Source organism: Candidatus Epulonipiscium viviparus, assembly GCF_030708075.1.
GTDB lineage: Bacteria > Bacillota > Clostridia > Lachnospirales > Cellulosilyticaceae > Epulonipiscioides > Epulonipiscioides viviparus.
On the sequence record NZ_CP117982.1, the window covers coordinates 1,317,633 to 1,343,527 of the forward strand.

A 25,895-nucleotide genomic window follows, 5' to 3' on the forward strand; every position below is an offset into this window, starting at 1 on the left:
GGCATCAACCGAACTATTTATACTTAGATAACAATGCTGAAGGTATGTGGCAATAATCATTTGGATAATGGTCGAGTCTGTCCTGATGCTCGGTGGCGCTGGCGATATAGTTGGTTAAGGGCAATACTTCAACAGCAATTTGTGAGGCATCGCTTCTGTTTGCGATAAATGTTTTTGCGGCAGCCAGGTGTTGCGCATCGACGCTATATACGCCAGTTCTATATTTAGGACCGACATCTATGCCTTGCTTATTTAGGCTATATGGATCTATGATTTCAAAAAAGTAGCTCATTAATTGAGGCAGATCAACAATATGGGGATCAAAGGTAGTTTTGACGCATTCGGCATACCCATCATATGCGGCATCGAGCGTATTAGCAGTGCCATTGGCTCGACCCGCTTCGGTAGTTATGACTCCGGGCAATGTTTTGATGAATGCTTGAACACCCCATAAGCAACCGCCAGCGAAATATATTGTTTCCATTATTAGACTTCCTTTCGTGATTAATTTTGCCGAGGCAACGATAGCCGAGATTTATGCTATCCAGTTTTTGAGTTTGTCGATTAGGATGGCACCGAGCGGAGCCGTAATTATGATCGCGATGACACTAACCGATAGGACCACTTCTCCGCAACTAAGCCCCGCCGCTAAGGCAACGCCCCCGATGGCCGCCTGAACTGTTGCTTTTGGAATGTAGCTTGCTGCACAATAGAGCTTCTCTTTTTTGGTTAATTTGGTGCCCAGAAGTGCAACGAATACGCCGCAGCTGCGAAAGACTAAGCCGATAGCGATTAAAATTAGAGCACCAAAACCCGCTTGGATGGTATATTCTATGTTGACTGTTGCGCCAACCAATACGAAAAGCAAGAGCTCAAAGGCAACCCATAGCTTGGAAACCATTTTACTGAGATTGAGAGCGGTCTCGTCTTTGAGGCGATTTTTGAGAACAATGCTGAGGCTCATGACACCGATTAATCCAGAAATTTGTACAACATTCTCGAAAGTATTTTCGATTTGGAGGAGTAAGAAGGAGCAGCTGATGATGACGATAATTTTGATTGTGTTGCGAATGCTAAATTTTTTGAAGATTAACGCTAGGATGAACCCGAATGTTGCTCCAACAACTATGCCCAATACAATAGAAATGGGTACGTCGATCAATGATGTAAAGCTGAGAGCGGCACCAGTTTCTAGTGCACCCAAAAAAGATGAGAATAAAACGATTACAAAAATATCATCGCAAGACGAGCTGGCTGTAATGAGCTGAGGAATTTTGGTGCGATCGCCGTATCCTTCTTCGATTAGTGCAGTCATTCGCGGAACAACAACTGCAGGAGAAACTGCAGCAAGTACCGCACCGAGAAGCGCTCCTTCTAACAAACTGAGGTCCAAAATGAGTGTTGCAAAGATGACATATGATATAATTTCAAATGTGGCAGGGACAAACGACATAAATAAAGCTGGTCGCCCCACTTGTTTGATATCGGAAATTTTGAGAGATAGCCCGGCTTTGATTAAGATGATAATTAGAGCAAAAGTTCTGAGGTCGGCAGAAATTGAGAGCATCGAGGGGTCTAGCAAATTTAATGCGTAGGGGCCGATCAAAATGCCAGCAAACAACATTCCAACAAGTGAAGGAATCTTCAAAAATTTTGATGCGACGGAGCCTAGTAATCCAAATAAAAAAATATAAGCAACGGAGGTTAACATCTTGGTGATTCACCCTTTCTGGCTATGCACTTAGCGACTCTGTATCGGCGATATTGTCTCGTACTTTGAACGCGACATAGAGATTAATGAATGAGAAGGCTGCAGCAAGATAGAAGATATATTGAGGGCCGTATTGTTCCCAGATAATACCGCTTGCGGCAGCGCAAATGATAGTTACGATATGGTCCATGCTAATACCGAGAGAAATTGTGGGAGTGATATCGGCACTGTCGAGAGCGATACTCTTGAGATAAACGGTGCGGATGATGGCCATTTGCATGGAAACTTTATCTAAAACTAGAATAGCGATGGCGAGACCAATAAAAAATCCTGTTTGTGGAATGGTACCGGAGACAAAACCACCGCTGAGTAAACCGTATATTAAATATATTGCAATAAAAGAGAGTGCGTCCAAGAAGAGCATTTTGCGAACACCATATTTATCGATCCATTTGCCAAGAAGAGGGATAAAGAAAATGCCAATTAAGGCGCCAAACATTCCGATTAAGGCTACAGAATCGGTTTGCTGACCCAGAATTTCGATAAGAACCCAGGGACCGTATACAATTACGATTTGCTTTTGTACACCATTCATAATAGCAAGTGTATAGTAATACTTATATTCTTTCTTAAATTTAATTTTTAATTCACGTTTTTTAACTGGAGTATGTACCATTTTGTTTAGAGCGACAAATAAAAGAATAATTATAAAACACAATATTCCGCTAAGAAGAAAAATTAATTTGATAGGAGTGGTGAACGAAAAGATGTCGTATCGAAAGCCCAAAAATACAGTTAGGCTGGCCAAAAATACAAAAGCGGTGTTGACACCTTTAAACTGCCCCATTTTTTTTCCCACATTGCTATCATCAATTAGGCTCATACCGATGCCATCAACCAATGGAAAAAACATGTGCATTCCGACAGAGTTGATAAATAAAAAGATAAGCATAACGTTAAAGTCGGGGGTAAGGAATGCCAGAGCTATAATGCCTATAAAGCTTAGGATATGGGCAACGATGGCCATTCGGATATCTCCTATAAAGGACAATGCAGCAATAAGTACGATGCACAATACACCAGGAAGCTCCCGCGGAAATTCGATAAATCCTCGCATCTCGGCGGTGGCGTTATAGGCATCTTTGTAGTAGTTAGAAAATATTTGGTCACTGAACCCAAGTGCTAATGCGCTTAACGCAACGATAGTGACATAAATCATAAGTGGTTTCTTTAACTTTTCCATAATAATCTCCTTCTGATTTTTAAAATATATTGCAGTGCTCTGTAAAAGCAAATTTTATTGTAACATAACTGACATAAATTAAATAGATTAAATGCTAATAAATTTTGTGGGCTAATAAATTTTAGAGATTTGGATAAGCTAAATATAAAAATGTATTGGAGGTTGATATGTCAGAATTGATTGGAATGACCCCATTATTATTAATGCTACTACTAGCGATGTCACCTGCTATATTCATGTTTGTGATGATTTTGAAGGGTGGAACAGAGAAGGAAAGAAAAATTATTGAGAAAACATGTCTGTATACACTACCATTGTATACGCTGAATTTGATGTTAAATACGATAAGTTCGTTGTTTGGATGGACATTTGGGCAAACATTAAATTCGAATCTAACTAGTCTGTTGTTTATAGGGGTACTATTTATAGTAGTGTATATCTATGTAAAAATTAAATTCCAAAATTAGGGAATTTAGATAAAATAATCTGCATTGATGTTATCGATGATAGAAATATTTTTATCACGGCAAATAATCCGTGTAATTTCACAGGCTATCTCGCAGGTAAAGTGAATGCATTGTTGAGTATGAGTGTTGAGATTAGGATCTAGATCGCGTATTGATATATGATGGCAAGGAAGTGGGTGTTGTGAACAGAAGCGATCATGTAATTTTTGAGCTAAGTCTAGTGTATAAGAAACATCAGCATCTATTGTGTCGGTGCGGTCAAAGACCATTCCGAGAGCCATAACTATACCAGATATTGCAATACATGTGCATCCGGCATGGCTAATACCTTTAGAAGACCCCGTTGCCAGTGTAATAATTTGGTCTGATATGTCGATTTCGAACGTATCTCGGATGGTTTTGATGATGGCTTCAGCACAATAAAAATCAGAAGTAGAATAATAGTAGTTAGCAGCTTCATAAACTTGTGAAAGTTTGATAGTTTGATTTGTCATGAACATTCTCCTTTAAGATTAAATATAAACATGTACGTTATGGCGAAAGCAGAAAGGAATAATAAAGTATATGTATGTATGAATGAAATAACATATGATTAAAATTGTAAAAAAAACTGCTAGATAAGCATATTTTATGTAAAAAGGACCTATGCATAAGCAAAGGTCCTGTATATATTACTAGCGTATATATTACTCTGTAGTAGGAATATTTTTTTCACGGCAGATAATTTTTGCGGTTTCGTATGCCATTTCACCGGTAAATCTAGCGCATTGCTGAACATGTTCTGGACTACCATATTCTAGGTTGCGTATTAATATGCGACAGCAAGTGACTTTGTTTTTGGCACGAAAGCTATCATGTAATTCTTGGGCTAGCGCCATTGTATGCGTAACTTCTGTACCCTTTGCTTCGGTGCGTCCAAAAACCATTCCGAGAGCCATAACGCCACCAGATATTGCGCCGCATGTGCAACCAGCAGTGCCGATGCCTTGTGGAAAACCTGACGCCATTGCAATAATCTGGTCGGGCATATCAATCTCGAATGCATCACGGATGGTTTTGATGATGGCTTCGGAGCAATAGAAATCTGCGTCTGAATAATATTGAGTAGCAGTTTTGCGAATTTGTGAAAGGTTTATAGCTTGGCTTGTCATTAAAATATACTCCTTTCAAAATTAAGGAAAATAATACCTTTTTGCGGATTATTCATAAACTCTTATATCAAAAATTCTTGCATGCTTGTCACCATAAGTTGATTTAACAACTACTTTTAGGGTGTCAAAATCAATGCCACTGACATCAAGTTTGTTGAGGCGTTGAAAGTTGTCGTTAACTACGATTTCTTTTACAACGTTGCCATCTTTTTCGCAAAGCAAAACATAATCTTTTACTAAAACTAGAGGCATGTGAATTGGTTGCCTTGCTCTGGTTCTATAAGATTGAGTTGGAATTAGTGTGCAGCTAAAGTTAGGGTCGAATCGCAAGACAACTTCTCTTGCAGAGATGGATTTGCCAAAGTCAATATTGATCCACTCATCGCTAGTCATTTCAGCCGAGATCCAGCAGTTTTGAACGTCGTCAACTCGTCTAGCATAGTCGCCATTGATATTTGTAGCTTCGCCGCCTGGTATACTAGAAGATGCTGTGATTGTTACCTGGTCTTTTTTGACAAGGTCGTAGTCGTCTCTTGCTGGAATGCCAGGAATATAGCAGTCGTCGCGAATAAGCCTTTGTTGTAGCTCATCGATATATTTTTGACCGACTTCTCTTGGAGAAATATTTTCGCGAAGCGCAATAGCAACTGCAACTCCGGCAGCTTGACCCATAGTGGCTCCGGTTGCCATAACACGAGCAGAGCTAAGGGCCATATGAGAAGCACTAAAGCATCGACCGCCGATATATAGGTTATTGATATTTCTGCTATAGATGGAACGATAAGGAATTGTATAAATATCGTTGATAGGATGCCAGATAGTTCCGCGCTCCTGAGGGTTAATAGATTTGATGCCTCCAACAGAGTGGTCGTCCATTGTCCATCCGCCATATGCTACCGCATCTGCAAATCTTACAGACTTATCGATATCATTTTGGTTTAACACATAATCGCCATAAACTCTTCTAGATTCGCGCTTACCTGCAATGGAGCTAATCCAATCTATTACAAGATTTTCTGTTTGCTCCTTAGGAAAATGGTCACTATTTTTTATATAATCAAATACACCGTACAAATATTTCATAAGTTCAGTCTTAATATCTTCTGTTTCAGAAATTTCACCGTCAAGTTCTATCCACCAGTATCCATGAGTAAGCTCTGGAATGCCACGTTTGCCAAGCATTTCGCGTGTATATTCATATGCCCATTCAGGACGTTTGAAAGGACTTTTAACGCCGGCATCTTTCATGGAGAATAGGCAAGAGCTACCCATAACATGGTTGTTTGCTTCTTCTGGTGCAAGAGACTCGTTGTATGTTGAGCGAGCTTCGTGGCCAATGGTAAAGTCCGCACCTGCCATTGCAGAAATTGTGCCATCACCAGTTGTATCGGCAAAGTATTTTGCTTCAAGTGTAAATTCGATTTCGGTAGTATTTTGTACTGCAATTACTTTAGTAATTTTATTATCTTCGACTACAAGATCAAATGCATTGGTATTTAAAAATAATTCGAGATTTTCTTGAAACTTAGCTTTTTCCCAAAGTACAGTATCCCAGATATGATATGAGCTTTCTGGATTTACATTTTTATTTGCCATTAAAATTTCCATGATGATTCCGGATTCGAGAGCATTTCTAAAGTTTCCGCCACGCTCGGCACCGTTTACATGCACGCGCATTTCGCTACTTGCGTTTCCTCCTAGCATAGATCTGTTTTGAACTAAGGCAGTATTAACACCGTTTCGTGCGGCAGATATGGCCATACATAATCCGGAAATTCCTCCGCCAATAACTACAAAATCAAATTGCTTAGTGACTTTTATCATGACTTACCTCCAAATTAAAAATTTTTGTACAAATTAGATAATAACATATTTTACCAAGTAAAACAAGTCAAAATTTACTTGTATACAATTTGTGCTTTTTTTTGTTATAATGTGCATAAGAAAAAAATATATAGTAGGAGGCGTAACAATGGTTCGTGATATCACAATAGGACAATTTTATCCAGTGCAATCAGCAATCCATTCACTTGACCCTCGAACAAAAATTATAATGGTATTTATCTATATTGCGGCAGTATTTATGGTGGATACCTTTTGGGGGTATGGATTTATACTGGTGGGATTGTTTTTAACTGTTAAAGCTAGTAATGTGCCAATGAAATATTTGCTTAAAGGTTTAAAAGGAATTATGATCTTTTTGATGTTTTCGGTAATTTTGAATGTGTTTTTTGTTGGAGGCGAAACGCTGTTATTTCAGTGGGGCTTTGTAAAAATATATAAAGAAGGAATTTTGATGGCGATACAAATGGGTCTTCGATTAATATTGTTGGTAGTTGGTTCATCAGTATTAACATTAACGACATCGCCAATTAGATTAACAGATGGAATAGAGAGCTTGTTGAGCCCGTTTAAAAAAATTGGTGTACCAGCCCATGAAATTGCGATGATGATGAGTATTGCATTAAGATTTATTCCAATTTTGCTAGAAGAAACAGACAAGATAATGAAAGCGCAAACAGCAAGGGGGGCAGAGTTTGACAAAGGAAATATTATAAAAAGAGCGAAAGCATATATTCCGATATTGGTGCCATTATTTATTTCTGCATTTACGAGAGCAGATGAGCTAGCGATGGCGATGGAGGCTCGTTGCTACCATGGAGGAGCGGGCAGGACAAAGCTAAATCCTCTGAGATATCAAAGATCTGATGGAATAGCGATTGTGGCGACACTGATATTTGGAGTACTCTGCTGGTTGCTATAAAATATAAATGAAAATGGTGAGTGTATTGAATAAAAAATTTATTGTGGCCTACAAAGGCACCCGTTATAATGGATTTGCAAGGCAGGCGGGCGACAAAGTTGTAGGCTCGGGCATTCAAACTATATCAGCGGAGCTGGAGCTAGCAATCGAAAAAATTACGCAACAGCAAGTGAGAATAGTGGGTGCCGGTCGCACTGATGCGGGCGTTCATGCATTGGCTCAGGTGTGTATAGCAAATATAGATACGCAAATTGGTAACTCGGGATTGTTGCTTGCTTTAAACAATAAGTTGCCAGTTGATATTGTAATAAAGTCTATTGAAGATGCCGAAGAAGGATTTCATCCAACTTTTTCTGGAAAGCGTAAAATGTATAGGTATCAAATTTTGAATACAACAGTGTCCTGTCCATTTGTCGCAGAATTTGTATATCACTTTCCTCATAAATTGGATGTTGAAGAAATGAAGGTAGCTGCATCAGAGCTGGTGGGAACACACGATTTTAGAGCCTTTTGTGCAGCAAAGTCGAATGTTCTAAAAAAGGGGTCATCTACGGAGCGTACAATTTTTGATATTGTGGTGGCGAGGGGAGATGATGAGATTATAAAAATCGATGTTACAGGAGATGGATTTTTATATAATATGGTGAGAATTATAGCAGGAACTTTGATAGATAAGGGGCTAGGGAGAGGAATGCCTATAGCAAAAATCTTGGAAATGCGAGAAAGAAAAAATGCAGGCAAAACTGCACCTGCATCGGGACTCACTATGATTGGAGTAGAATATTAATTATTGCCGATAGACTGGCGAAGTTTTTCTAGAACACGTTTTTCGATTCGAGAAATTTGGACTTGAGAAACTCCCAGTCTATTTGCTATTTCTAATTGCGTTAAATCTTCAAAATATCTGTAGTTAACAATTTGTCGTTCAACACTAGATAGCGTTTTAATTATTTCTTTTAGATATATATTTTCAAAAATATTCTTTTGCTCATCGGGAGATTGATCTATTTTTTCGGCAAGAGTAATAGTAGCACTGCTGTTGGGATTTACGACAGCATTGAGAGATTCAACCTCCATATTTGCCTCGAGTGATACTGCAATTTCTTCGCATGGTACATTTAGAATATCGGAGATTTCTTTGAGAGTAGGCTCACGATTTTCTTGTCTTTGAAAATCTTCTTTTACATTACGAGCCTTAGATGCTAGATCCTTGAGGCTTCGACTTACTTTAATAAGACCGTCATCTCTTAGAAAACGTTTGATTTCTCCAACAATCATTGGTACGGCATAAGTAGAAAATGCAACAGGATATTTTAGATCAAACTTCTCAATGCTTTTTAAAAGCCCAATGCTACCAACTTGAAATAAATCGTCTAAGTCATAGCCACGATTTGTAAAACGTTTTACAAGACTCCAAACAAGTCCTAAGTTTTGCTCAACAAGTAATTCTTTGGCACTAATGTCGCCACCTTGTGCTTTCAAGATGAGAAGCCTTGTTTTTTCCATTTGTTCATTGGTTGTTTGAGTATCCATTTTCTACCTCCGTTCTTCTTATGGTCTCTACTTTTGAACAGTCATATGTAGAGTGACTGTTGTACCGACATCTACTTTTGACGAAATTTCTACTGCGTCCATGATTGTTTCCATAACAGTGAAGCCAAGACCGGCACGTTCAGCATCTTCAGATGTTGTAAACATGGCTTGACGTGCTTGATCAATATTAGTTATTCCGGCTCCGGTATCAGTAACTGTTATAGTAATATCAAAATGAGTTTGAGATTCTTGATATGAGCAAGTTAGTTGAACTAATTGGTGAGGATCATTTTTGTAGCCATGAAGAATAGCATTAGTGACAGCTTCGGAAACTGCCATTTTGATATCATATAATTCTTCCATATTGAGATCTAAGGAAGATAAAAAAGCTCCGATTGTTGCTCGTACAAAAGAAGTATTTCTACTAATACTTTGAAAATTCATGTCTAGGTAGTTTGTAGTCATTTTACCCTCCTTATTATCTTTGAAGATGATTAAGAGCCTTCTCTTCATCGTCAAATTTATTCATTAGTTTGTATATTCCAGAAATGTTTAAAATTTTGTCAATCTCCTTTGGAACCCTAACAAGCGCAACACGGCCACCACTAATAGTTACATTTCTAAAACGACCCATCAAAAGTCCAACGCCAGAACTGTCCATAAAGGTAACGTTTTCAAAATTAAATATTATATTACTAATTCGAGATGAATCATATAATTTGTCAATTTCGCTTCTAATACCGGTAGAGGTGTGATGATCGATTTCACCGTCTAAATTTATAAATAAAGTATTTTTATTAATTTGAGCTTCAAGGCACATGTGTTGCAACCTCCATTGTATAATTTTGTTTGTCATTAGAATTATAAACTAGTTTCCATTAAATGTCAAACAATTTTGATAAATTTCGTATAATTTGTCAATTTCGTAAAAAAAGTAAAAGATTTTGCGATATAAATAGCTTGCCCATAAAATTAAGAATAACAATATACAAATGTTGGATAAATTGTAAATGTTGTGAATAAACATATTAAGTCAACATATGATTTTCACATTTTTTGGATATACTTTGTATTATAAAACAAGATATAGAGTGGGAGGAATTTTAATGATAAACAATGATGATAGTAATAATCAACATAACTTAAATAATAATGATGATAATATATTTTTAGATGATAACGATACAAATAATAAAAGCAACAATAATAATGGAATGGGGTTTTTAAAATTTGTTGCAGGCATGGTAGTGGTTAGCATTGTGGGTGGAGGCGTTGCAGGAGGTTCATATGCTTTTTTGAATGATTACTTAACGCAACAAAGTCTTGTAGACGCCAAAATAGCGGGACCAATTAAAACTGCGGATATTATAGAACCAAAACTAACCCCTGTTGTTGCAGCAATGACGGCTCCGAATACTATTACGCAAATAGCAGAAAATGTAGGACCGTCTATTGTTTCTATTATTAATAATCAGTCTGTAACCAATTGGATTATGGAATATCAGGCTTCGGGGCTGGGCTCTGGAGTAATTTTTAAAGAGGATGACGAAAAAATTTATATTATCACCAATGCTCATGTGGTCGAAGGGGCAGAGACGCTGACTGTAACATTTATAGGAAATGAAAAGGTGAGCGCAGAAGTAGTAGGTATGGATTCGTTAACTGATGTTGCCGTGATTTCGGTAGATAAAAAAGAGGTACCGGTGGAGTTGATAAATAAAATATCAATTGCGCCGCTGGGAGATAGCGATCAGATACGTGTTGGAGATCTAGCGATCGCGATTGGAACGCCGTTGGACGAGGCATATAATAATACGGTAACGGCGGGAATAATAAGTGCCATAAATCGAACAATAGATGTAAGTGCAGAGAGTGAAATGAGATTGATCCAAACTGATGCTGCAATAAATCCGGGAAATAGCGGAGGTGCGTTGATAGGGCCTTCGGGAGAGGTAATAGGAATCAATACGATTAAATTGGTGGATGATAAAGTAGAAGGAATGGGATTTGCAATACCGATTAACGATGTAAAGATAATAGTAGATGAGCTAGTAGAACATGGACGAATTATTAGACCATCGTTAGGAATAACTGGTGCAACGATGACGCAGGATATTGCGCAATTTGAGATACCGGTGGGAGTATATGTAGCGAGCGTTGTACCTGGAAGCGCGGCAGATATTGGAGGAATGAAGCAACATGATATAATCTTAGAATTTGATGGTGTAAAAATTACTAGTATAGAAGAATTGAGAGAGTTATTAAAAGGCAAAGAAGTTGGAGATCAAGTGGTGGTGAGATTGTCAAGATCTGGAGAAAGTATGGATCTAAACTTGACATTAACAGAAGTAGAGCAGCCTGCAATAACAGAAGAAATGCCTCAGCCAGAAAAGAAAGAAATACCAGTTCCGAATCAAATTTTTCCGTTTGGATGGTAATAAAAATAGAGAACTGTCACCCCGGCATAAGTTGGAGTGGCAGTTTTTTTTAATGTGCAAAAAAAAATAATAAATTTTTGAATAAACTGTATAAAAAAAATTTTTATAGGCGATACTCTTATACAAAACATGTGATATTAAATAGATAGGAGGAAAAGATATGTATTGGAAAGAGAACGCAACTAAGGAAAGAGGAAAAACTTCTGTAGTAAAAACTGCAATGGCAAAGATAGCGGCGATAGCAAAAACTATAGTAGCAAAAACTATGACAAAAAAAACTGCGACATTAAAAATTGAAGCACCAAAAACGGAGGAGGTAATAACAAAAGAAGAGGCAATGATTAAAGAGGTAATAATTAAAGCTGCAATAGCAGAGGCGAAAATAATAAAAGCGGCAATGACAGAAGAGGCAATGACAGAAGCGGCAACAGTAGAAGAGACAACAGTAGAAGAGGCAATGACAGAAGCGGCAAAAATTGAAGCGGCAACAGTAGAAGCGGCAACAGTAGAAGCGGCAATGACAGAAGCGGCAATAGCAGAAGAGGCAATAGCAGAAGAGGCAATAGCAGAAGAGGCAATAGCAGAAGAGGCAATAGCAGAAGAGGCAATAGCAGAAGAGGCAATAGCAGAAGAGGCAATAGCAGAAGAGGCAATAGCAGAAGAGGCAATAGCAGAGGAGGCAATAACAGAGATGGCAATAGCAGGAGTGACTCAAAAAACGAAGGAGACAACAATAGAAGAGGCAATAATAAAAGCGGAAACAATAAAAGCGGCAAAAATTGAAGCGGCAATAACAAATACGGCAATAATCGAAGCGGCAATAACAGGTACGGTAAAAACAGATGCGGCAAAAATAAAAGCGATAATAGCAAAAGCGACAAAAATTGATGCGAAAATAATAGAAGCGACAAAAATTGAAGCGGCAATAGCAGATACGGCAATAATCGAAGCGGCAATAATAAAAGCGGCAAAAATAAATGCGGCAGTAATAAAAGCGGCAATAACAAAAGTGGCAAAAACAGATGCGACAAAAATTGAAGTGGCAATAATGGAAGCGGCACTAGCAGAAGTGACAATACTAAAAAAGTCAATGACAGATGAGGCAATAACAGAAGCGGCAATAAAAAAAGCGGAAATAATTGAAGAGGCAATGACAAAAACGGCAATAATAAAAGCGGCAATAACAAAAGCGACAAAAATTGAAGCGACAATAATAAAAGCGGCAATAACAAAAGCGGCAAAAATTGATGAGTCAATAATAGAAGCTTCAAAAATTGAAGCGGTAAAAACAGATACGACAACAATAAAAGCGGCAATAATAAAAGCGGCAAGAACAAATGCGGCAATAATAAAATCGGCAATAACAGAAGTGACAAAAGCAGATGCGGCAAAAATTGAAGCGACAATAATGGAAGCGGCAACAGTAGAAGCGGAAATAATAAAAGCGGCAATGACAGAAGAGGCAATAATGGAAGCGGCAACAGTAGAAGCGGCAATAGCTGAAGTGGAAATAGTAGAAGCAGCAATAACTGAAGCGGCAACTGAAATGGCAATAACAGAAGCGGCAAAAACAGAAGCGGCAATAGCTGAAGAGGCAATGATGAAAGCGGCATTAAGAAAAGCGGCAAAAGCAGAAGTGGCAAAAATTAAAGCGGCATTAAGAAAAGCGGCAATAGCAGAAGTGGCAAAAATTAAAGTGGCAATAGCTGAAGCGGCAACTGAAATGGCAAAAACAGAAGTGACAAAAATTAAAGCGGCAATAGCTGAAGCGGCAACTGAAATGACAAAAACAGAAGTGGCAAAAATAAAAGCGGCAATAGCTGAAGCGACAAAAACAGAAGCGGCAATAGCTGAAGCGGCAACTGAAATGGCAATAACAGAAGTGGAAAAAACAGAAGCGGAAAAAACAGAAGCGGAAAGAATTAAAAAAGAAGAGGCAATGATGAAAGCGGCATTAGCTGAAGTGGCAAAAATAGAAGCGGCAATAGCTGAAGCGGCAACTAAAATGGCAAAAGCAGAAGTGGCAAAAATAGATGCGGCAAAAGCAGAAGCGGCAAAAATAGAAGCGGAAAGAATTAAAAAAGAAGAGGCAATGATGAAAGCGGCATTAGCTGAAGTGGCAAAAATAGAAGCGGCAATAGCTGAAGCGGCAACTAAAATGGCAAAAGCAGAAGTGGCAAAAATAGATGCGGCAAAAGCAGAAGCGGCAAAAATAGAAGCGGAAAGAATTAAAAAAGAAGAGGCAATGATGAAAGCGGCATTAGCTGAAGTGGCAAAAATAGAAGCGGCAATAGCTGAAGCGGCAACTAAAATGGCAAAAGCAGAAGTGGCAAAAATAGAAGCGGCAAAAATAGAAGCGGCAAAAATAGAAGCGGAAAGAATTAAAAAAGAAGAGGCAATGATGAAAGCGGCAAAAATAGATGCGGCAATAATGAAAGCGGCATTAAAAAAAGCGGCAATAGCAGAAATGGCAAAAATAGAAGCGGCAAAAACAGAAGCGGAAAGAATTAAAAAAGAAGCGGCAATACTAGAAGCGGAAAGAATTAAAAAAGAAGAGGCAATGATGAAAGCTGCATTAAGAAAAGCGGCAATAGCAGAGGCGGAAATAATTAAAGCGACAATAGCAGATGTGGCAAAAACAGAAGCGGCAAAAACAGAAGCGGCAATAGAAGAAGCGGCAATAGCTGAAGCGGCAATAGCTGAAGCGGAAACTGAAATGGCAATAACAGAAGTGGCACCAAAAACTGAGACACCAAAAACAAAAGCGGCAAAAAATGCGGCAAAAAATGCGGCAATAATGAGAGAGGCAATAAGAAGAGCGGTCCAAGATGCGGCGGAAATAATGAATGCGGCAACAATAGAAGTAGGAAAAACTGATGCGGCAATAATGAATCTGGTAAAAACAGATGCGTCATTAAGAAAAGCGGTCCAAAATGCGGCGGAAATAATGAATGCGGCAAAAACTGATGCGGCAATAGAAGAAGCGGCAATAGAAGAAGCGGCAATAGAAGAAGCGGCAATAGAAGAAGCGGCAATAGAAGAAGCGGCAATAGAAGAAGCGGCAATAAAAGAAGCGGCAATAGAAGAAGCGGCAATAGAAGAAGCGGCAATAGAAGAAGCGGCAATAGAAGAAGCGGCAATAGAAGAAGCTGCCAAAATTGAAGCGGCAATAGAAGAAGCGACAATAATAGAAGCGGCCAAAATTGAAGCGGCAATAACAGAAGCGACAATAATAGAAGCGGCAATAATAAAAGCGACAAAAACAGAAGCGGTAAAAATAAAAGCGGCAATAACAGATGCGACAAAAATAGAAGCGACAAAAATTGAAGCGACAAAAATTGAAGCGGCAAAAATTGAAGCGGCAAAAATTGAGGCGGCAAAAATAAAAGCGGCAAAAATAAAAGCGGCAATAACAGAAGTGGCAATAACAGAAGCGGCAAAAATTGAAGCGGCAATAATAGAAGCGGCAACAGAAGAAGCGGAAATAATAAAAGCGGCAATAACAGAAGTGGCAATAACAGAAGCGGCAATAAAAAAAGAGGCAATAAAAAAAGCGGCAATAGAAGAAACGGAAATGATTGATTCGGCAATAATAGAGGAGGCAATACTTGATGCGGCAATAAAAAAAGCGGCAATAAAAAAAGCGGAAATAATAGAAGCAGCAATAACAGATACGGCAATACTAGAAGCAGCAATAATAAATGCGGCAAAAATTAATGCGGTAAAAATAAAAGCGGCAATAATAAAAGCGGAAAAAACTGATGTGGCAGTACTAGAAATGGCAATACTTGATGTGGGAATGTTAGATGCGACAATCATGAATGCGGCAAAAGCTAATGCGGCAGTAATAAAAGCGGCAATAAAAGATGCGGCAATAAAAGATGCGGAAATAATAGAAGCGGCAATACTTGATGCGGCAATAGAAGAAGCGACAATAATAAAAGCGGCAATAACCGAAGCGACAATAACAGAAGTGGCAATAGCTGAAGTGGCAATAGCTGATGCGGCAAAAACAGAAGCGGCAAAAACAGATGCGGAAATAATTGAAGCGGCAACTGAAATGGCAATAGCTGATGCGGCAAAAACAGATGCGGAAATAATAGAAGCGGCAACTGAAGTGGCAATAGCTGATGCGGCAAAAACAGATGTGGAAATAATTGAAGCGGCAAAAACAGATGCGGAAATAATTGAAGCGGTGATAACTGAAGCGGCAACTGAAATGGCAATAACAGAAGTGGCAATAGCTGATGCGGCAATAGCTGATGCGGCAATAGCTGATGCGGCAATACTAGAAGCGGAAATATTAGAAACGGCACTAGAAGAAGTGACAATAACAGAAGCGGCATCAAAAACTGAGGTACCAAAATTTGAAGTGGCAATTGAGGAGGCAACTGAGGAAACAATTGCAGCAGTTGCGATGGAAGAGAAATTATTGAAAATGTATGGTTGCATAGATGATGAGGATTTATTGCAGATTAAGCAAGAATACTACAAAGTTGATGGAGTCACTTTTGATGAAACTTTTAAATTTGATATTGAAACAGAGCCGATAGTAACAGCCTATTGTATAAGTAATAGAATAATTCCAACATATCAAGATGACGATCTCTTAGAAATTGCAATGGACAATCCGCTGATTTTAGAAAAAATTGTAACATTAAAATTGATAGCGCATAGAAGAGTGAGGGTGCAAGTGGCAACAGTAAACTCGATAGAAATTGCGTATAAAAAAATGAATGAATTTTATAAAAGCAACTCGCAGATAGTGGACTTGGTGGATACGGAGAAAGATGAAGTTGGCGAGGATTTGTTTACGTTAGATAGCAATGGCGAATTGGAAACTGATACTACAATTAAATCGGTAATTCAAAGTGTGATAGATAAAGCAATTGTAGAGAATGCTTCGGATATTCATATGGAAGTGATGAGAGAAAATGTCTTAATACGATTCAGGATTGATGGAAGATTGCAAGATATCAAGAATCTTAGTAGAGGAATATCGAAGGAATTAGTGAATGCAGTAAAGACGTTTTCCAATATGGATATTACTAACAATAAAGAGACGCAGGACGGATATTTAAGCTATCAAAATTATGATATTAGGGTGAATACGCTACCTAGTATTAATGGCGAGAAAATTGTTATGAGATTGAGGAAAAATGAAGATGCAGTAATTTCATTGATGGACGTGGGATTTTCGAAAGAAGATTTAAAATATGTAAACTCTTTGTTAAAGATTAAATCTGGGATGGTAATAGTAACAGGACCAACTGGTAGTGGAAAAAGTACAACGCTGGCGAGTTTTTTGCAAGAACTGAATTCAGAGTATGTAAATATAGTATCTATTGAAGATCCCGTAGAAATTATTATAGAGGGAATAACTCAGGTCAACATCAACGACAGAGGTGGCTTTGGATTTGAGCAGGCGTTAAAAGGAATTTTACGACAAGATATAGATGTGTTGATGATTGGTGAGTTAAGAGATAAAAGTACGGCAGAGATAGCCACAAGGGCGGCATTGACCGGGCATACGATTTTATCGACATTGCATACGGAAAATTCAACAGGTGCTATATATAGGATGACAGACATGGACATTTCGCCGGTGATGATTAAAGAGACTGTAAAAGGAGTAATTGCCCAGCGACTGCTGCGAAAGCTTTGTTTGCATTGCAAAAAAATGGAAGGAAAGTATTTTGTTGCAGTAGGTTGTGAAGAGTGTGGATATACAGGATATAAGGGACGAACGGCAATATTTGAAATTTTGATACCCAAAGTACATTTAGCAAATATGGACTATACGCAAGGAAACCTATATATGTTTGCAAAGGAAAATGGATTGGTTACGTTGGGAGAAAAGGCAATGATGTTAGTGGAGAGGGGATTGACTTCTATCGAAGAAGCGAAAAACATATTGGGAAACTTTGAAGAAGGTATTTAGGTTATGTCGAAAGAAAATATGTTGATTTTTTTTGAGGCAATGTATGCGCTAAATAGAAGTGGAATCAACTTATATGAAACATTAATTTTAATAAAACAGACTAATCCTCGAAAAGAGATTCAGCAATTAGCAAATATTATTATCAATGAAATTATGAAAGGGAATACAATATCTGAAGCATTGGCAAAAATATCATATATGCCAGCATTTATAGTAGGAGCATTGAAGGCTGGAGAAGCAAGTGGAAGGCTGGAAAATACACTAAAGATAGTGGTTGATCAATTGCAGATGGATGTTGAGATGACAAAGAAGATCAAGCAGGTGACATTGTATCCTAAATTTGTAGTTATAACGATGGTAGTCGCATTGTTTATTTGTGCTAAATTTATTTTCCCAACCTTTGCCACAATGTTTGGAAACCAGGAAGCTGAATTGCCAGTAGTAACAAAAATATTTATAGCAGTAACAAACTTTGTGGATGAAAATTATTTATTGTTGGGCTTGGTTATATGCGCCTTGATCGCAGCAGGAGTGGCTATAAAAAATTGGACATATGGAAGAAAATTGGCAGAAAGAGCAACGCTGAAGATGCCGAAAATTTCTCTGCTATATAAATTGAGTAAGAATAAGGATATGGCTAATTATATGGGACTGTTGATTACTTCGGGAGTGAACCTGGGAGATGCAGTAGAGATTTATAGAAAGAGCACCAGCAGTTCGATGATGAATGAAGTTTTGATACAAAGCAATAGAAATATGGTTCAGGGAAAATTTTTGAGTGATACATTGAAATCTAGCCCAATAATTATTCCATATCTATTGGAAATTATAAAAATTGGAGAAAAGAGCGGAGAATTAGGTATATCTTTATTACGAATGGGGAAATATTTAGAAAGAAATTATGAAGTTGAGTTGCGAAAAGCGATTGCGATAATTGAACCCAGTATAACAATAGTGATGGGTTTGCTTGTTGCAGTGATGGTAGCAGCAATTATGTTGCCAATGCTTAATTTAGTAACCACGTTTTAAATAGGAGAATAAAGTATGAAACTTTTAAAAAATAATAGAGGATTTACATTAATAGAAGTTGTTATAGTTATGGCAATTATTGGAGTAATATCCACAATGGTGGCACCACAGGTTGTTGAACAATTTAATTTGATAGCATTAAAATCTGATATTCAAGCAGCGCAGAGTGTGGAAAATGCCATAGAAATGTATAATGTAAATCATGCAGATATAGATGAAGAAAACTGGACGACAGCATATGATCAGCTTATAGACAAGGAATATTTAGATGCAAAAGATTTTAAGATAGTGGATGAGGAAAACGGTGGTAAAACAACAAAATTAGAATTGAGATTGGATGGAAATGAATTAATATATTCAATAGATGAGGGGGTTCAGGTGCGGGTTAATAAAGAGGCGTATCAAGATTTAGAAGATAAGCTAGATGATAATATGAAGAAATGGGCAGTGTTTGAATTGTCGGCAGGAGAGGATGAATAATAAGGGGTTTACATTGATTGAATGTGTAATTAGTTTCGCATTGCTGAGCATTATTTTGATAGTAGCATCTAAATATATAAAAATTGCGTTTAATTATTATGAACAAGTGATACAAGAAGATAAAGCATATGCCAATGCAGAAGTAGTCTATGATTTTATTTCGGAGAGAGTAGACCATATGTCTAATGTAGAAATAGGATTTGAAGATACTATAGAAACGAATGAGATTATCTTGAGAGGTAATTTTACAGATTTAGTAGACGAAGATGGGGAATGGAAGTATGGACATATTGGTATAGGTCCCAAGGCGATTCAATATTCGCAATATAGGTCGAGTGTAGCATATTGTGACGTATTGGGAATATCAAAGGCAGCGAATTCGGGGTTAATTACGATAAAGTATACAGTGAAAGGATTAGAGGATGTATTTGTTATAAATTTGGATTTGGAGGATAGAGGCGTAAATGCACAAAGTGTGGATAGCGCATAATGCAGTAGACATTGAAAAAAGGAGATTCAAGACACTGCATGAAGCATTAGAGTTTTTAAAAAAGGGTAATGTAGAAGTTATTTTAAAGGGAGAAAATGTAGTATATAAGGTAGTTGATGTATATGCAGATACAATATTTCATGTTAAAAATCAGATTAAAGAAAACATATGCCAATATATAGGCAGTGATAGATATGAAGTAACGTGTAAGATCATAGAATTTGACAGAGTAACTAAGCTATATAAAGTAGGACTGATTGCAGTAGAAAAAAATAAGATAGCCAAAATTCAAGAAGAGTTTGATGCATTTACGGATATAAAACTGAAAAAAATTGTGACAGCAGACAAATATTTGATAGTAGAGAAAGACGCTAAAGCTGAAGTAATATTTGATAATGAAAATTGCTATGGTGTATACAAAGGCAAAGTTATGTATTCTAAGAGTATCGAATATTTAGCAGAAGTAGAATACTTTATTAAGGCATTTAGCTATAGCACAAGAAAGGTGGTATCGAAGTTAAAGGTAACGCAAGATGTGCGTCTTGATGTAAAATCATTTGCACATATGGGAGTGGAAGTGTGTGAACAACGTAAAGTTATCCGATAGAGGAGGCACTTTTATAGAAGTAATAATGACTGCAACCATGATTATGTGTATTATAGGAGTGTTTTTACAGGTAATGAGCTCGAGTATAAAGATAAATAACGACTCGAGGTGTATGGTGAGGCAAAATAAAGCATTGTTTGAATTTGCAAAAGTTATATCAGAAATAAGAATTACTGCAGAAACATCGCAGGAAGAGTTTGCAGAAATAGTGTTACCGAGAAACTCAGATGCTTTTAACTACCATATGATAATAGACGGAAAATTGTTGACAACAGGAAATCCAGAAGGAATAGATGAATGGGCAGAACATATTGAGGTAAAATCAGATGTTTCCTTTACGATACCGTATTCATTTATAGTGTTAGCAGTGACAGATAAAAATGATGAAAACGAGGCAGTCTGCGTTGCATATTACTAATAGAGGATCGATATTAATTTTTGTAGTTATATTCGGGGCAATATTTGGAATACTAGTTAATGCAATAAATATAATAGATAACAGAAATCTGACAAATGCAGGATCAGTAGATATTAATGACAAATATTGGATGGAGGCACATCTATCATTGATGCGAGATTTAGTGATAGGAGAGATAAATGCTAAGCTAGCAAATGTGCAAGAACAGTTTAGTGAATTAACAGAATTAGATATATATCGTACTTGTCGGGGGTGTGCTAATAAATCTGTTGAGATAGTCTATAAAGGAGAGAATGAGTTTATAGTTGAGGTAAGCTTTGATCTGAGATATATTAGTGATAAAGTAGAAAAATATTCTGGAATGGTGTTAATGGTAAATGCAAAGAAAAAATTTACTTTGAATCCATATAAAACTGTAAGACAAATAGCAGAAAAGTTATATTTAGATATAGATTATGAAAATGAAACTGTGTATGTGCAAACAAGATTTGATCAATATTAGAGAGGGAGAAATGCTTATGAAAATATTTTTTCCAAATGAGTATGTAAACTCGATATATGAAATAGATTATGAAGAATTGCTGAAAAAAGGAATAGCAGGATTAGTTTTTGATATTGATAATACGTTGGTGCCATATTTTATAGAGACTCCATCAGAAGAGATAATGACTTTGATGAAATATTTGGTAGAAAAAGGGTTTAAGTTGACGTTGGTTTCTAATAATAACAAAAAGAGAGTAGAATTATTTGCAGAGGGATTGGATAAAGGTTTGCAGGTAAGAGCGTTTCATAAGTCTAAGAAGCCGCGTAGTGTAAATTTGAAAAAAGCTGCAGAGCATATGAAACTAGAGCAATGTAAAGTGGCGTTAATTGGAGATCAGGTATTTACAGATGTATTGGGCGGAAATAGAACAGGTTTGTATACGATTTTGGTAAAACCAGTTAGCGAAAAAGATGAGCTGAGCACCAAATTTAAAAGAGGAGTAGAAAGTTTGGTTATTAAACAATATTTAAAGTACTTGGAAAATGCTAAATAATAAAGGTTTTACATTAATAGAAGTGATAATAGTTGCAACAATAATGTGTAGTATAGTAGTGGTGATGCAATATCCAAGCAAGTATCTAAGAGACATAGAGCATAGAGTTTTTGTGGATACTGTCTATAGCGAAATATTGGGTATAAAAGAATTAGCAAACCAAGGAGAGCAGAAGTTATTGATTAATACTGTAGATGGTAGTGATAAAATCAGTATTGGGAATAAGCAAATAAGCATTCCAAATCATGTAGAAGTGTTTATGAGTAGAAATGCGTTGTATTTTGGTAATGATGCGTCGGATGTAAAGTCGGGGACGATAACAATTAGATATAACAATAAACAAACACGCATAACATTAACTCCGGTTATAGGAAAGGTAAATATTTATAGATAATAAGGACAGCGACTTTTGTTAGAATGAGAATAAATGTCTATGACTAATGAAAGAAGTGTGATATAATATTGAAAACTTTTTAAGGAGGCAATTAACTAGATGATTACATCAAAGATTATTAAAGAAGGATTAACATTTGATGATATATTGTTAATTCCAGCGTATTCAACAATTCTTCCAAAAGATGTGGATTTAAAAACAAAACTTACCAGAACGATCACAATTAATGTTCCATTTTTGAGTGCAGGAATGGATACGGTAACAGAGTCGACAATGGCTATTGCACTGGCAAGACAAGGTGGCATCGGGATAATTCACAAAAATATGTCTATTAGGGCGCAGCAAGAAGAAGTGGATAAAGTTAAGCGCTCTGAAAATGGAGTAATTAAAAATCCGTTCTCGCTTTCTAAGGATCATTATGTCTATGAAGCAAATGCATTGATGGCAAAGTTTAGAATATCTGGAGTGCCAATCACCGAAGATGGTAAGTTGGTTGGAATATTGACTAATCGTGATTTGAGATTTGAAACCAATTATGAAAAGAAAATAAGTGAAGTCATGACCAGCAAAGACTTGGTAACAGCTAGAGAAGGAACAACTCTAGAGCAAGCAAAAGAAATATTGTCTAGACATAGAATAGAAAAATTGCCGATTGTGGACGAGAAAAACAATTTGAAAGGTTTAATTACAATTAAGGATATTGAGAAAAATATTCGATTTCCGTATGCGGCAAAGGATGACCATGGCAGATTGTTGGTGGGGGCGGCAGTTGGAGTAACAGATGATGTGATGTATAGAGTGGCAGCCTTAGATAGTGTAAGCGTGGATGTAATAACTGTTGATACAGCGCATGGACATTCACTGGGAGTTATTGATACAGTAAAAAATATAAAGAAAGCATATCCGAATTTGCAAGTGATAGCAGGTAATGTTGCAACGTATAGTGCAACAAAAGCATTGATAGACGCAGGAGCCGATGCTATTAAAGTGGGAATTGGACCAGGATCTATTTGTACAACAAGAGTTGTATCAGGAGTAGGTGTGCCACAAATCACTGCTATAGAAGATTGTGCAAACGCTGCGATGGGGACAGGTGTGCCTATTATTGCAGATGGTGGAATCAAGTTTTCGGGAGATGTTGTTAAGGCCATTGGAATGGGGGCAGATGCTTGCATGATGGGATCGATGCTAGCAGGATGTGAAGAAAGCCCTGGAGAAATGGAGTTATTTCAAGGTCGTAAATATAAAGTATATCGAGGGATGGGGTCTATTGCTGCCATGGAGCAAGGGAGCAAGGATAGATACTTTCAATCGGATGCAAAAAAACTTGTACCAGAAGGTGTAGAAGGGCGAGTTCCATATAAGGGAGAAGTGGCAGATACTATATTTCAGATGATCGGTGGATTGCGAGCTGGAATGGGCTATGCAGGTGCTAGAACTATACAGGAATTGAAAGAGACTGCAAGATTTACGAAAATTACGAGTGCCGGATTAAAAGAAAGTCATCCTCATGACATTCAAATTACTAAAGAATCGCCAAATTATAGTATTCATTCGTAAAAAGGAGTTGTCATGAAAAATGAAGTTATAGTTGTCCTTGATTTTGGAGGACAATACAATCAATTAATTGCGAGAAGAATTAGAGAAGCTGGTGTGTATTGTGAAGTGCATCCTTATGATATGCCACTGGAAAAATTGAAAGCGCTTGCACCAAAAGGACTAATATTTACTGGAGGGCCTAATAGTATATATGCCGCAGATGCCGCAATTTGTGATAAAGCTATATTTGAAATGGGAGTTCCTATTTTGGGAATATGCTATGGGGCACAGTTGATTGCGCATATGCTAGGCGGAGTAGTTGCAAAAGCAAAGACTAGTGAGTATGGGAGAACTGCGATTTCGTTAAATGCGAATAGCAAATTATTTGAAAGCTTAAATGGGGAGACCATTTGCTGGATGAGCCATACAGATGCTGTCAAAGAGGTGCCAGCAGGATTTAATATTACAGCGGAATCTGTAGATTGCCCCATTGCTGCGTTTGAGAATGCTGCGAGCAAAATTTATGCAGTACAATTTCATCCAGAAGTAGCTCATACTGAAAATGGTGAAATGATGTTAAATAATTTTGCAAGAGTAGTATGCGGATGTGCGGGAGATTGGCAAATGGCTGACTTTGCAAAGGAGCAGATAGAAGCAATAAGAGCTAAAGTAGGTGCAGGCAAGGCGCTATTGGCACTATCTGGTGGAGTTGACTCTTCAGTTGCTGCGATGATTTTATCGAAAGCTATTGGAAAAGGATTAACTTGCGTATTTGTGGATCATGGACTGCTTAGAAAAAATGAAGGCGATGAAGTAGAAGCAATATTTGCGGACAAAAATAAATTAGACTTGAATTTTATTCGGGTAGATGCTAGCAAAAGGTTTTATGCAAAGTTGGCAGGCGTGACAGATCCAGAAGCAAAGCGAAAAATTATTGGTGAAGAGTTTATTAGAGTGTTTGAAGAAGAGGCAAAAAAAATTGGTGCAGTAGATTTTTTTGTGCAAGGTACGATTTACCCAGATATAATAGAAAGTGGGTTGAATAAGTCCGCAGTGATAAAATCGCATCATAATGTTGGAGGGCTTCCTGACTATGTTGATTTCAAAGAAATTATAGAGCCATTGAGGTTGTTGTTTAAAGATGAAGTGAGAAAAGTTGGAATAGAGCTTGGTCTTGATTCAAAATTAGTAAATAGACAACCGTTTCCGGGGCCAGGATTAGGTATTAGAATTATTGGTGAAGTAACAGCGGAAAAAATTCGAATAGTCCAAGATGCTGATGCGATATATAGAGAGGAAATTGCTTTTGCAGGGTTGGATGAGCAAATTGGGCAATATTTTGCTGCACTTACAAACATGAAAAGTGTAGGAGTAATGGGAGATTCTAGAACTTACGATTATGCGGTAGTGCTTAGAGCCGTAGAAACAAGTGATTTTATGACAGCAAAGAGTGTTAAAATACCGTGGGAAGTGTTAGAAAAAGTGACCACTAGAATTGTGAATGAAGTTGGAGGTGTCAATCGAGTATTATATGATTTGACAGGAAAGCCACCTGCAACAATAGAATTAGAGTAAATTTTGAAGTCTCGTAACCCAATTATAAGGGATGCGAGATTTTTTGATGTCATTATATTAGTTTTGTTTATAGTCCTTAACTATATTGATGAATGCTTCTACTTGTGGAAGTGACCTATAGTTATCATTGTACATAAGATAAGTTGAGCGCATAAAAGGGTCTCCGTTAGAAAATTGTAATGGAACAATAAAACCATGAAAAGAACTGAGACAAATTTTAGGGACAATAGTCCAACCTAATTTACGATTTACCATTGCAACACAAGTTTCAATATTATCAACAAAAATACTGGGGGAAGTAATGCGTATATTATGTTCGTTCATCCATTGAGTGAGTTGGCGTTCAAAAATGGCATCAGTTTTTCGGTATATGTATGGGATCTTATTGTGACTAAGATCGGCAAGTGTAAATGGCTCTATTGCAATAGCACAAACAGGCTCTCTGTCTAGTAGCAATTTATTGTCATTCCAGGGATATTCTCCACGAATAATAGCAGCATCAAGACTGCTGTCCAGCATACGTAAATAGAGAGTTCTGCTTTGATCTGTTGTAATGTGAGTATTTACGTTTGGATATTGTTGATAATAAGAAGTTAATATAGAAGATAAATGATATTTGGGATAATTAATGGCAACGCCAATATTAAGTTTACCGTATATATAACTTTTCTTGGCATTTAATGAAGAGCGCATCTTAGATAATACATGCATAATCTCTTTGGTATGCTGTAAAACAATTTCTCCTGGTGGTGTAAAGCGAATTCCTTGTTTTGATCGCAGCAGTAGTGAAACATCTAATTCTTTTTCAATTGCTACAATTCTTTTTGATAAAGTAGACTGAGTGACAAATAATATATCAGCAGCATATGTAATATTTCGTGTTGCATCTAAGGTTAATAGCATTTCATAATCTTTTTCATTCATGTTTTTTCTCCTTGTATTAAAGTTTATTGAAAATTTACAAAATATTAAATATAAAATCGTTTAGTATACACATATATATTTTTAAAAATGCGTTAGCAACGTTCCAGTAAGGAATAGTATTGAAAATTTAAATAAATTATAGAAGCTTTTATTT

The 25,895-nt window shown here is 37.1% G+C and carries 25 protein-coding genes; 15 read left to right on the plus strand and 10 right to left on the minus strand.

Annotation, left to right across the window (positions count from 1 at the left end; translation table 11 throughout):
• Positions 1 to 13: 13 nt before the first annotated feature.
• Genes PCY70_RS05395 through PCY70_RS05405 form a run of 3 tightly spaced genes read right to left on the minus strand, consistent with a single transcriptional unit; the run spans position 14 to position 2,954 of the window.
• Positions 14 to 484: a peptide-methionine (S)-S-oxide reductase gene (locus PCY70_RS05395; protein ID WP_305768720.1), complete on the minus strand. Its 471-nt coding sequence runs from the start codon at positions 482 to 484 to the stop codon at positions 14 to 16.
• Positions 485 to 535: 51 nt separating this feature from the next.
• Complete coding sequence (locus PCY70_RS05400; RefSeq protein WP_305768721.1) at positions 536 to 1,711, minus strand: cation:proton antiporter; 1,176 nt, start codon at positions 1,709 to 1,711, stop codon at positions 536 to 538.
• A 22-nt stretch (positions 1,712 to 1,733) separates the two neighbouring features.
• Positions 1,734 to 2,954, minus strand: coding sequence for an MFS transporter (locus PCY70_RS05405; RefSeq protein WP_010165874.1), 1,221 nt, complete (start codon positions 2,952 to 2,954; stop codon positions 1,734 to 1,736).
• A 167-nt stretch (positions 2,955 to 3,121) separates the two neighbouring features.
• Here PCY70_RS05405 and PCY70_RS05410 point away from each other — a divergent pair, with 167 nt between their 5' ends.
• Positions 3,122 to 3,421: a hypothetical protein gene (locus PCY70_RS05410; protein WP_010165875.1), complete on the plus strand. Its 300-nt coding sequence runs from the start codon at positions 3,122 to 3,124 to the stop codon at positions 3,419 to 3,421.
• Positions 3,422 to 3,426: 5 nt separating this feature from the next.
• Here the strand turns inward: PCY70_RS05410 and PCY70_RS05415 are convergent, their stop codons facing one another.
• The 3 genes from PCY70_RS05415 to PCY70_RS05425 all read right to left on the minus strand — a co-directional run bounded on the left by PCY70_RS05415 (position 3,427) and on the right by PCY70_RS05425 (position 6,396).
• Positions 3,427 to 3,915: a C-GCAxxG-C-C family (seleno)protein gene (locus tag PCY70_RS05415; protein ID WP_305768722.1), complete on the minus strand. Its 489-nt coding sequence runs from the start codon at positions 3,913 to 3,915 to the stop codon at positions 3,427 to 3,429.
• 192 nt (positions 3,916 to 4,107) lie between these two features.
• Positions 4,108 to 4,572, minus strand: coding sequence for a C-GCAxxG-C-C family protein (locus PCY70_RS05420; protein WP_305768723.1), 465 nt, complete (start codon positions 4,570 to 4,572; stop codon positions 4,108 to 4,110).
• Between the two features lie 48 nt (positions 4,573 to 4,620).
• Complete coding sequence (locus PCY70_RS05425) at positions 4,621 to 6,396, minus strand: FAD-dependent oxidoreductase (RefSeq protein WP_305768724.1); 1,776 nt, start codon at positions 6,394 to 6,396, stop codon at positions 4,621 to 4,623.
• A gap of 148 nt (positions 6,397 to 6,544) precedes the next feature.
• Between PCY70_RS05425 and PCY70_RS05430 the strand changes: the two genes are divergently transcribed.
• Together PCY70_RS05430 and truA are read left to right on the plus strand one after the other, a co-directional pair.
• Entirely contained in the window at positions 6,545 to 7,336 is a 792-nt protein-coding gene (locus tag PCY70_RS05430; protein WP_010165881.1) for an energy-coupling factor transporter transmembrane component T family protein, read from the plus strand.
• 25 nt (positions 7,337 to 7,361) lie between these two features.
• Positions 7,362 to 8,123 (plus strand): tRNA pseudouridine(38-40) synthase TruA, encoded by a 762-nt coding sequence (truA, locus tag PCY70_RS05435; RefSeq protein WP_305768725.1) that lies wholly within the window; start codon positions 7,362 to 7,364, stop codon positions 8,121 to 8,123.
• On the opposite strand, the gene PCY70_RS05440 is transcribed toward truA, so the two are convergent.
• The 3 genes from PCY70_RS05440 to spoIIAA are packed head-to-tail and all read right to left on the minus strand — an operon-like array spanning position 8,120 to position 9,689.
• Positions 8,120 to 8,869, minus strand: coding sequence for a SigB/SigF/SigG family RNA polymerase sigma factor (locus tag PCY70_RS05440; RefSeq protein WP_010165884.1), 750 nt, complete (start codon positions 8,867 to 8,869; stop codon positions 8,120 to 8,122). The two genes, truA and PCY70_RS05440, sit on opposite strands and share 4 nt — an antisense overlap.
• 27 nt (positions 8,870 to 8,896) lie before the next feature.
• Positions 8,897 to 9,334, minus strand: a complete 438-nt coding sequence (gene spoIIAB, locus PCY70_RS05445; protein ID WP_010165886.1) for an anti-sigma F factor — start codon at positions 9,332 to 9,334, stop codon at positions 8,897 to 8,899.
• A gap of 13 nt (positions 9,335 to 9,347) precedes the next feature.
• On the minus strand, positions 9,348 to 9,689 hold the full coding sequence (spoIIAA, locus tag PCY70_RS05450) for an anti-sigma F factor antagonist (protein WP_010165888.1): 342 nt from the start codon (positions 9,687 to 9,689) through the stop codon (positions 9,348 to 9,350).
• Positions 9,690 to 9,975: 286 nt separating this feature from the next.
• Here spoIIAA and PCY70_RS05455 point away from each other — a divergent pair, with 286 nt between their 5' ends.
• From PCY70_RS05455 to guaA, 12 genes are all read left to right on the plus strand, one after another.
• Complete coding sequence (locus PCY70_RS05455; protein WP_305768726.1) at positions 9,976 to 11,307, plus strand: S1C family serine protease; 1,332 nt, start codon at positions 9,976 to 9,978, stop codon at positions 11,305 to 11,307.
• Between the two features lie 160 nt (positions 11,308 to 11,467).
• Positions 11,468 to 17,248 (plus strand): ATPase, T2SS/T4P/T4SS family, encoded by a 5,781-nt coding sequence (locus PCY70_RS05460; RefSeq protein WP_305768727.1) that lies wholly within the window; start codon positions 11,468 to 11,470, stop codon positions 17,246 to 17,248.
• 3 nt (positions 17,249 to 17,251) lie between these two features.
• A complete protein-coding gene (locus PCY70_RS05465; RefSeq protein WP_010165895.1) occupies positions 17,252 to 18,277 on the plus strand; it encodes a type II secretion system F family protein in 1,026 nt (341 codons plus the stop codon).
• A 15-nt stretch (positions 18,278 to 18,292) separates the two neighbouring features.
• On the plus strand, positions 18,293 to 18,757 hold the full coding sequence (locus tag PCY70_RS05470) for a type II secretion system protein (protein WP_010165896.1): 465 nt from the start codon (positions 18,293 to 18,295) through the stop codon (positions 18,755 to 18,757).
• Positions 18,750 to 19,247: a PulJ/GspJ family protein gene (locus PCY70_RS05475; RefSeq protein ID WP_305768728.1), complete on the plus strand. Its 498-nt coding sequence runs from the start codon at positions 18,750 to 18,752 to the stop codon at positions 19,245 to 19,247. The genes PCY70_RS05470 and PCY70_RS05475 overlap by 8 nt, the downstream gene beginning before the upstream one ends.
• On the plus strand, positions 19,222 to 19,854 hold the full coding sequence (locus PCY70_RS05480; RefSeq protein WP_305768729.1) for a hypothetical protein: 633 nt from the start codon (positions 19,222 to 19,224) through the stop codon (positions 19,852 to 19,854). Before PCY70_RS05475 ends, PCY70_RS05480 begins: the two co-directional genes overlap by 26 nt.
• Positions 19,829 to 20,272 carry a hypothetical protein gene (locus PCY70_RS05485; protein WP_305768730.1) on the plus strand — a complete coding sequence of 148 codons (444 nt, stop codon included), beginning with the start codon at positions 19,829 to 19,831 and terminating at the stop codon, positions 20,270 to 20,272. Before PCY70_RS05480 ends, PCY70_RS05485 begins: the two co-directional genes overlap by 26 nt.
• Positions 20,235 to 20,774, plus strand: coding sequence for a hypothetical protein (locus PCY70_RS05490; RefSeq protein WP_305768731.1), 540 nt, complete (start codon positions 20,235 to 20,237; stop codon positions 20,772 to 20,774). The genes PCY70_RS05485 and PCY70_RS05490 overlap by 38 nt, the downstream gene beginning before the upstream one ends.
• 16 nt (positions 20,775 to 20,790) lie before the next feature.
• Positions 20,791 to 21,309, plus strand: coding sequence for a YqeG family HAD IIIA-type phosphatase (locus PCY70_RS05495; RefSeq protein ID WP_010165907.1), 519 nt, complete (start codon positions 20,791 to 20,793; stop codon positions 21,307 to 21,309).
• Positions 21,299 to 21,703: a prepilin-type N-terminal cleavage/methylation domain-containing protein gene (locus PCY70_RS05500; RefSeq protein ID WP_010165909.1), complete on the plus strand. Its 405-nt coding sequence runs from the start codon at positions 21,299 to 21,301 to the stop codon at positions 21,701 to 21,703. The genes PCY70_RS05495 and PCY70_RS05500 overlap by 11 nt, the downstream gene beginning before the upstream one ends.
• Positions 21,704 to 21,802: 99 nt before the next feature.
• Entirely contained in the window at positions 21,803 to 23,263 is a 1,461-nt protein-coding gene (guaB, locus tag PCY70_RS05505) for an IMP dehydrogenase (RefSeq protein ID WP_010165911.1), read from the plus strand.
• Positions 23,264 to 23,275: 12 nt separating this feature from the next.
• Complete coding sequence (gene guaA, locus PCY70_RS05510) at positions 23,276 to 24,817, plus strand: glutamine-hydrolyzing GMP synthase (RefSeq protein ID WP_305768732.1); 1,542 nt, start codon at positions 23,276 to 23,278, stop codon at positions 24,815 to 24,817.
• Between the two features lie 57 nt (positions 24,818 to 24,874).
• On the opposite strand, the gene PCY70_RS05515 is transcribed toward guaA, so the two are convergent.
• Positions 24,875 to 25,741 carry a LysR family transcriptional regulator gene (locus tag PCY70_RS05515; protein ID WP_305768733.1) on the minus strand — a complete coding sequence of 289 codons (867 nt, stop codon included), beginning with the start codon at positions 25,739 to 25,741 and terminating at the stop codon, positions 24,875 to 24,877.
• Positions 25,742 to 25,895 lie beyond the last annotated feature (154 nt).

Excerpts from the sequence above, each read along its gene's own strand:
- PCY70_RS05420 (WP_305768723.1), bottom strand. The coding sequence starts at position 4,572 with ATGACAAGCCAAGCTATAAACCTTTCACAAATTCGCAAAACTGCTACT.
- PCY70_RS05425 (WP_305768724.1), bottom strand. The coding sequence starts at position 6,396 with ATGATAAAAGTCACTAAGCAATTTGATTTTGTAGTTATTGGCGGAGGA.
- guaB (WP_010165911.1), top strand. The coding sequence starts at position 21,803 with ATGATTACATCAAAGATTATTAAAGAAGGATTAACATTTGATGATATA.
- PCY70_RS05460 (WP_305768727.1), top strand. The coding sequence starts at position 11,468 with ATGTATTGGAAAGAGAACGCAACTAAGGAAAGAGGAAAAACTTCTGTA.
- guaA (WP_305768732.1), top strand. The coding sequence starts at position 23,276 with ATGAAAAATGAAGTTATAGTTGTCCTTGATTTTGGAGGACAATACAAT.
- PCY70_RS05465 (WP_010165895.1), top strand. The coding sequence starts at position 17,252 with ATGTCGAAAGAAAATATGTTGATTTTTTTTGAGGCAATGTATGCGCTA.
- PCY70_RS05455 (WP_305768726.1), top strand. The coding sequence starts at position 9,976 with ATGATAAACAATGATGATAGTAATAATCAACATAACTTAAATAATAAT.
- PCY70_RS05405 (WP_010165874.1), bottom strand. The coding sequence starts at position 2,954 with ATGGAAAAGTTAAAGAAACCACTTATGATTTATGTCACTATCGTTGCG.
- PCY70_RS05430 (WP_010165881.1), top strand. The coding sequence starts at position 6,545 with ATGGTTCGTGATATCACAATAGGACAATTTTATCCAGTGCAATCAGCA.
- PCY70_RS05500 (WP_010165909.1), top strand. The coding sequence starts at position 21,299 with ATGCTAAATAATAAAGGTTTTACATTAATAGAAGTGATAATAGTTGCA.
- PCY70_RS05400 (WP_305768721.1), bottom strand. The coding sequence starts at position 1,711 with ATGTTAACCTCCGTTGCTTATATTTTTTTATTTGGATTACTAGGCTCC.
- PCY70_RS05415 (WP_305768722.1), bottom strand. The coding sequence starts at position 3,915 with ATGACAAATCAAACTATCAAACTTTCACAAGTTTATGAAGCTGCTAAC.
- PCY70_RS05395 (WP_305768720.1), bottom strand. The coding sequence starts at position 484 with ATGGAAACAATATATTTCGCTGGCGGTTGCTTATGGGGTGTTCAAGCA.
- spoIIAB (WP_010165886.1), bottom strand. The coding sequence starts at position 9,334 with ATGACTACAAACTACCTAGACATGAATTTTCAAAGTATTAGTAGAAAT.
- PCY70_RS05470 (WP_010165896.1), top strand. The coding sequence starts at position 18,293 with ATGAAACTTTTAAAAAATAATAGAGGATTTACATTAATAGAAGTTGTT.
- PCY70_RS05410 (WP_010165875.1), top strand. The coding sequence starts at position 3,122 with ATGTCAGAATTGATTGGAATGACCCCATTATTATTAATGCTACTACTA.
- PCY70_RS05515 (WP_305768733.1), bottom strand. The coding sequence starts at position 25,741 with ATGAATGAAAAAGATTATGAAATGCTATTAACCTTAGATGCAACACGA.
- PCY70_RS05480 (WP_305768729.1), top strand. The coding sequence starts at position 19,222 with ATGCACAAAGTGTGGATAGCGCATAATGCAGTAGACATTGAAAAAAGG.
- PCY70_RS05490 (WP_305768731.1), top strand. The coding sequence starts at position 20,235 with ATGATGAAAACGAGGCAGTCTGCGTTGCATATTACTAATAGAGGATCG.
- PCY70_RS05440 (WP_010165884.1), bottom strand. The coding sequence starts at position 8,869 with ATGGATACTCAAACAACCAATGAACAAATGGAAAAAACAAGGCTTCTC.
- PCY70_RS05475 (WP_305768728.1), top strand. The coding sequence starts at position 18,750 with ATGAATAATAAGGGGTTTACATTGATTGAATGTGTAATTAGTTTCGCA.
- PCY70_RS05495 (WP_010165907.1), top strand. The coding sequence starts at position 20,791 with ATGAAAATATTTTTTCCAAATGAGTATGTAAACTCGATATATGAAATA.
- spoIIAA (WP_010165888.1), bottom strand. The coding sequence starts at position 9,689 with ATGTGCCTTGAAGCTCAAATTAATAAAAATACTTTATTTATAAATTTA.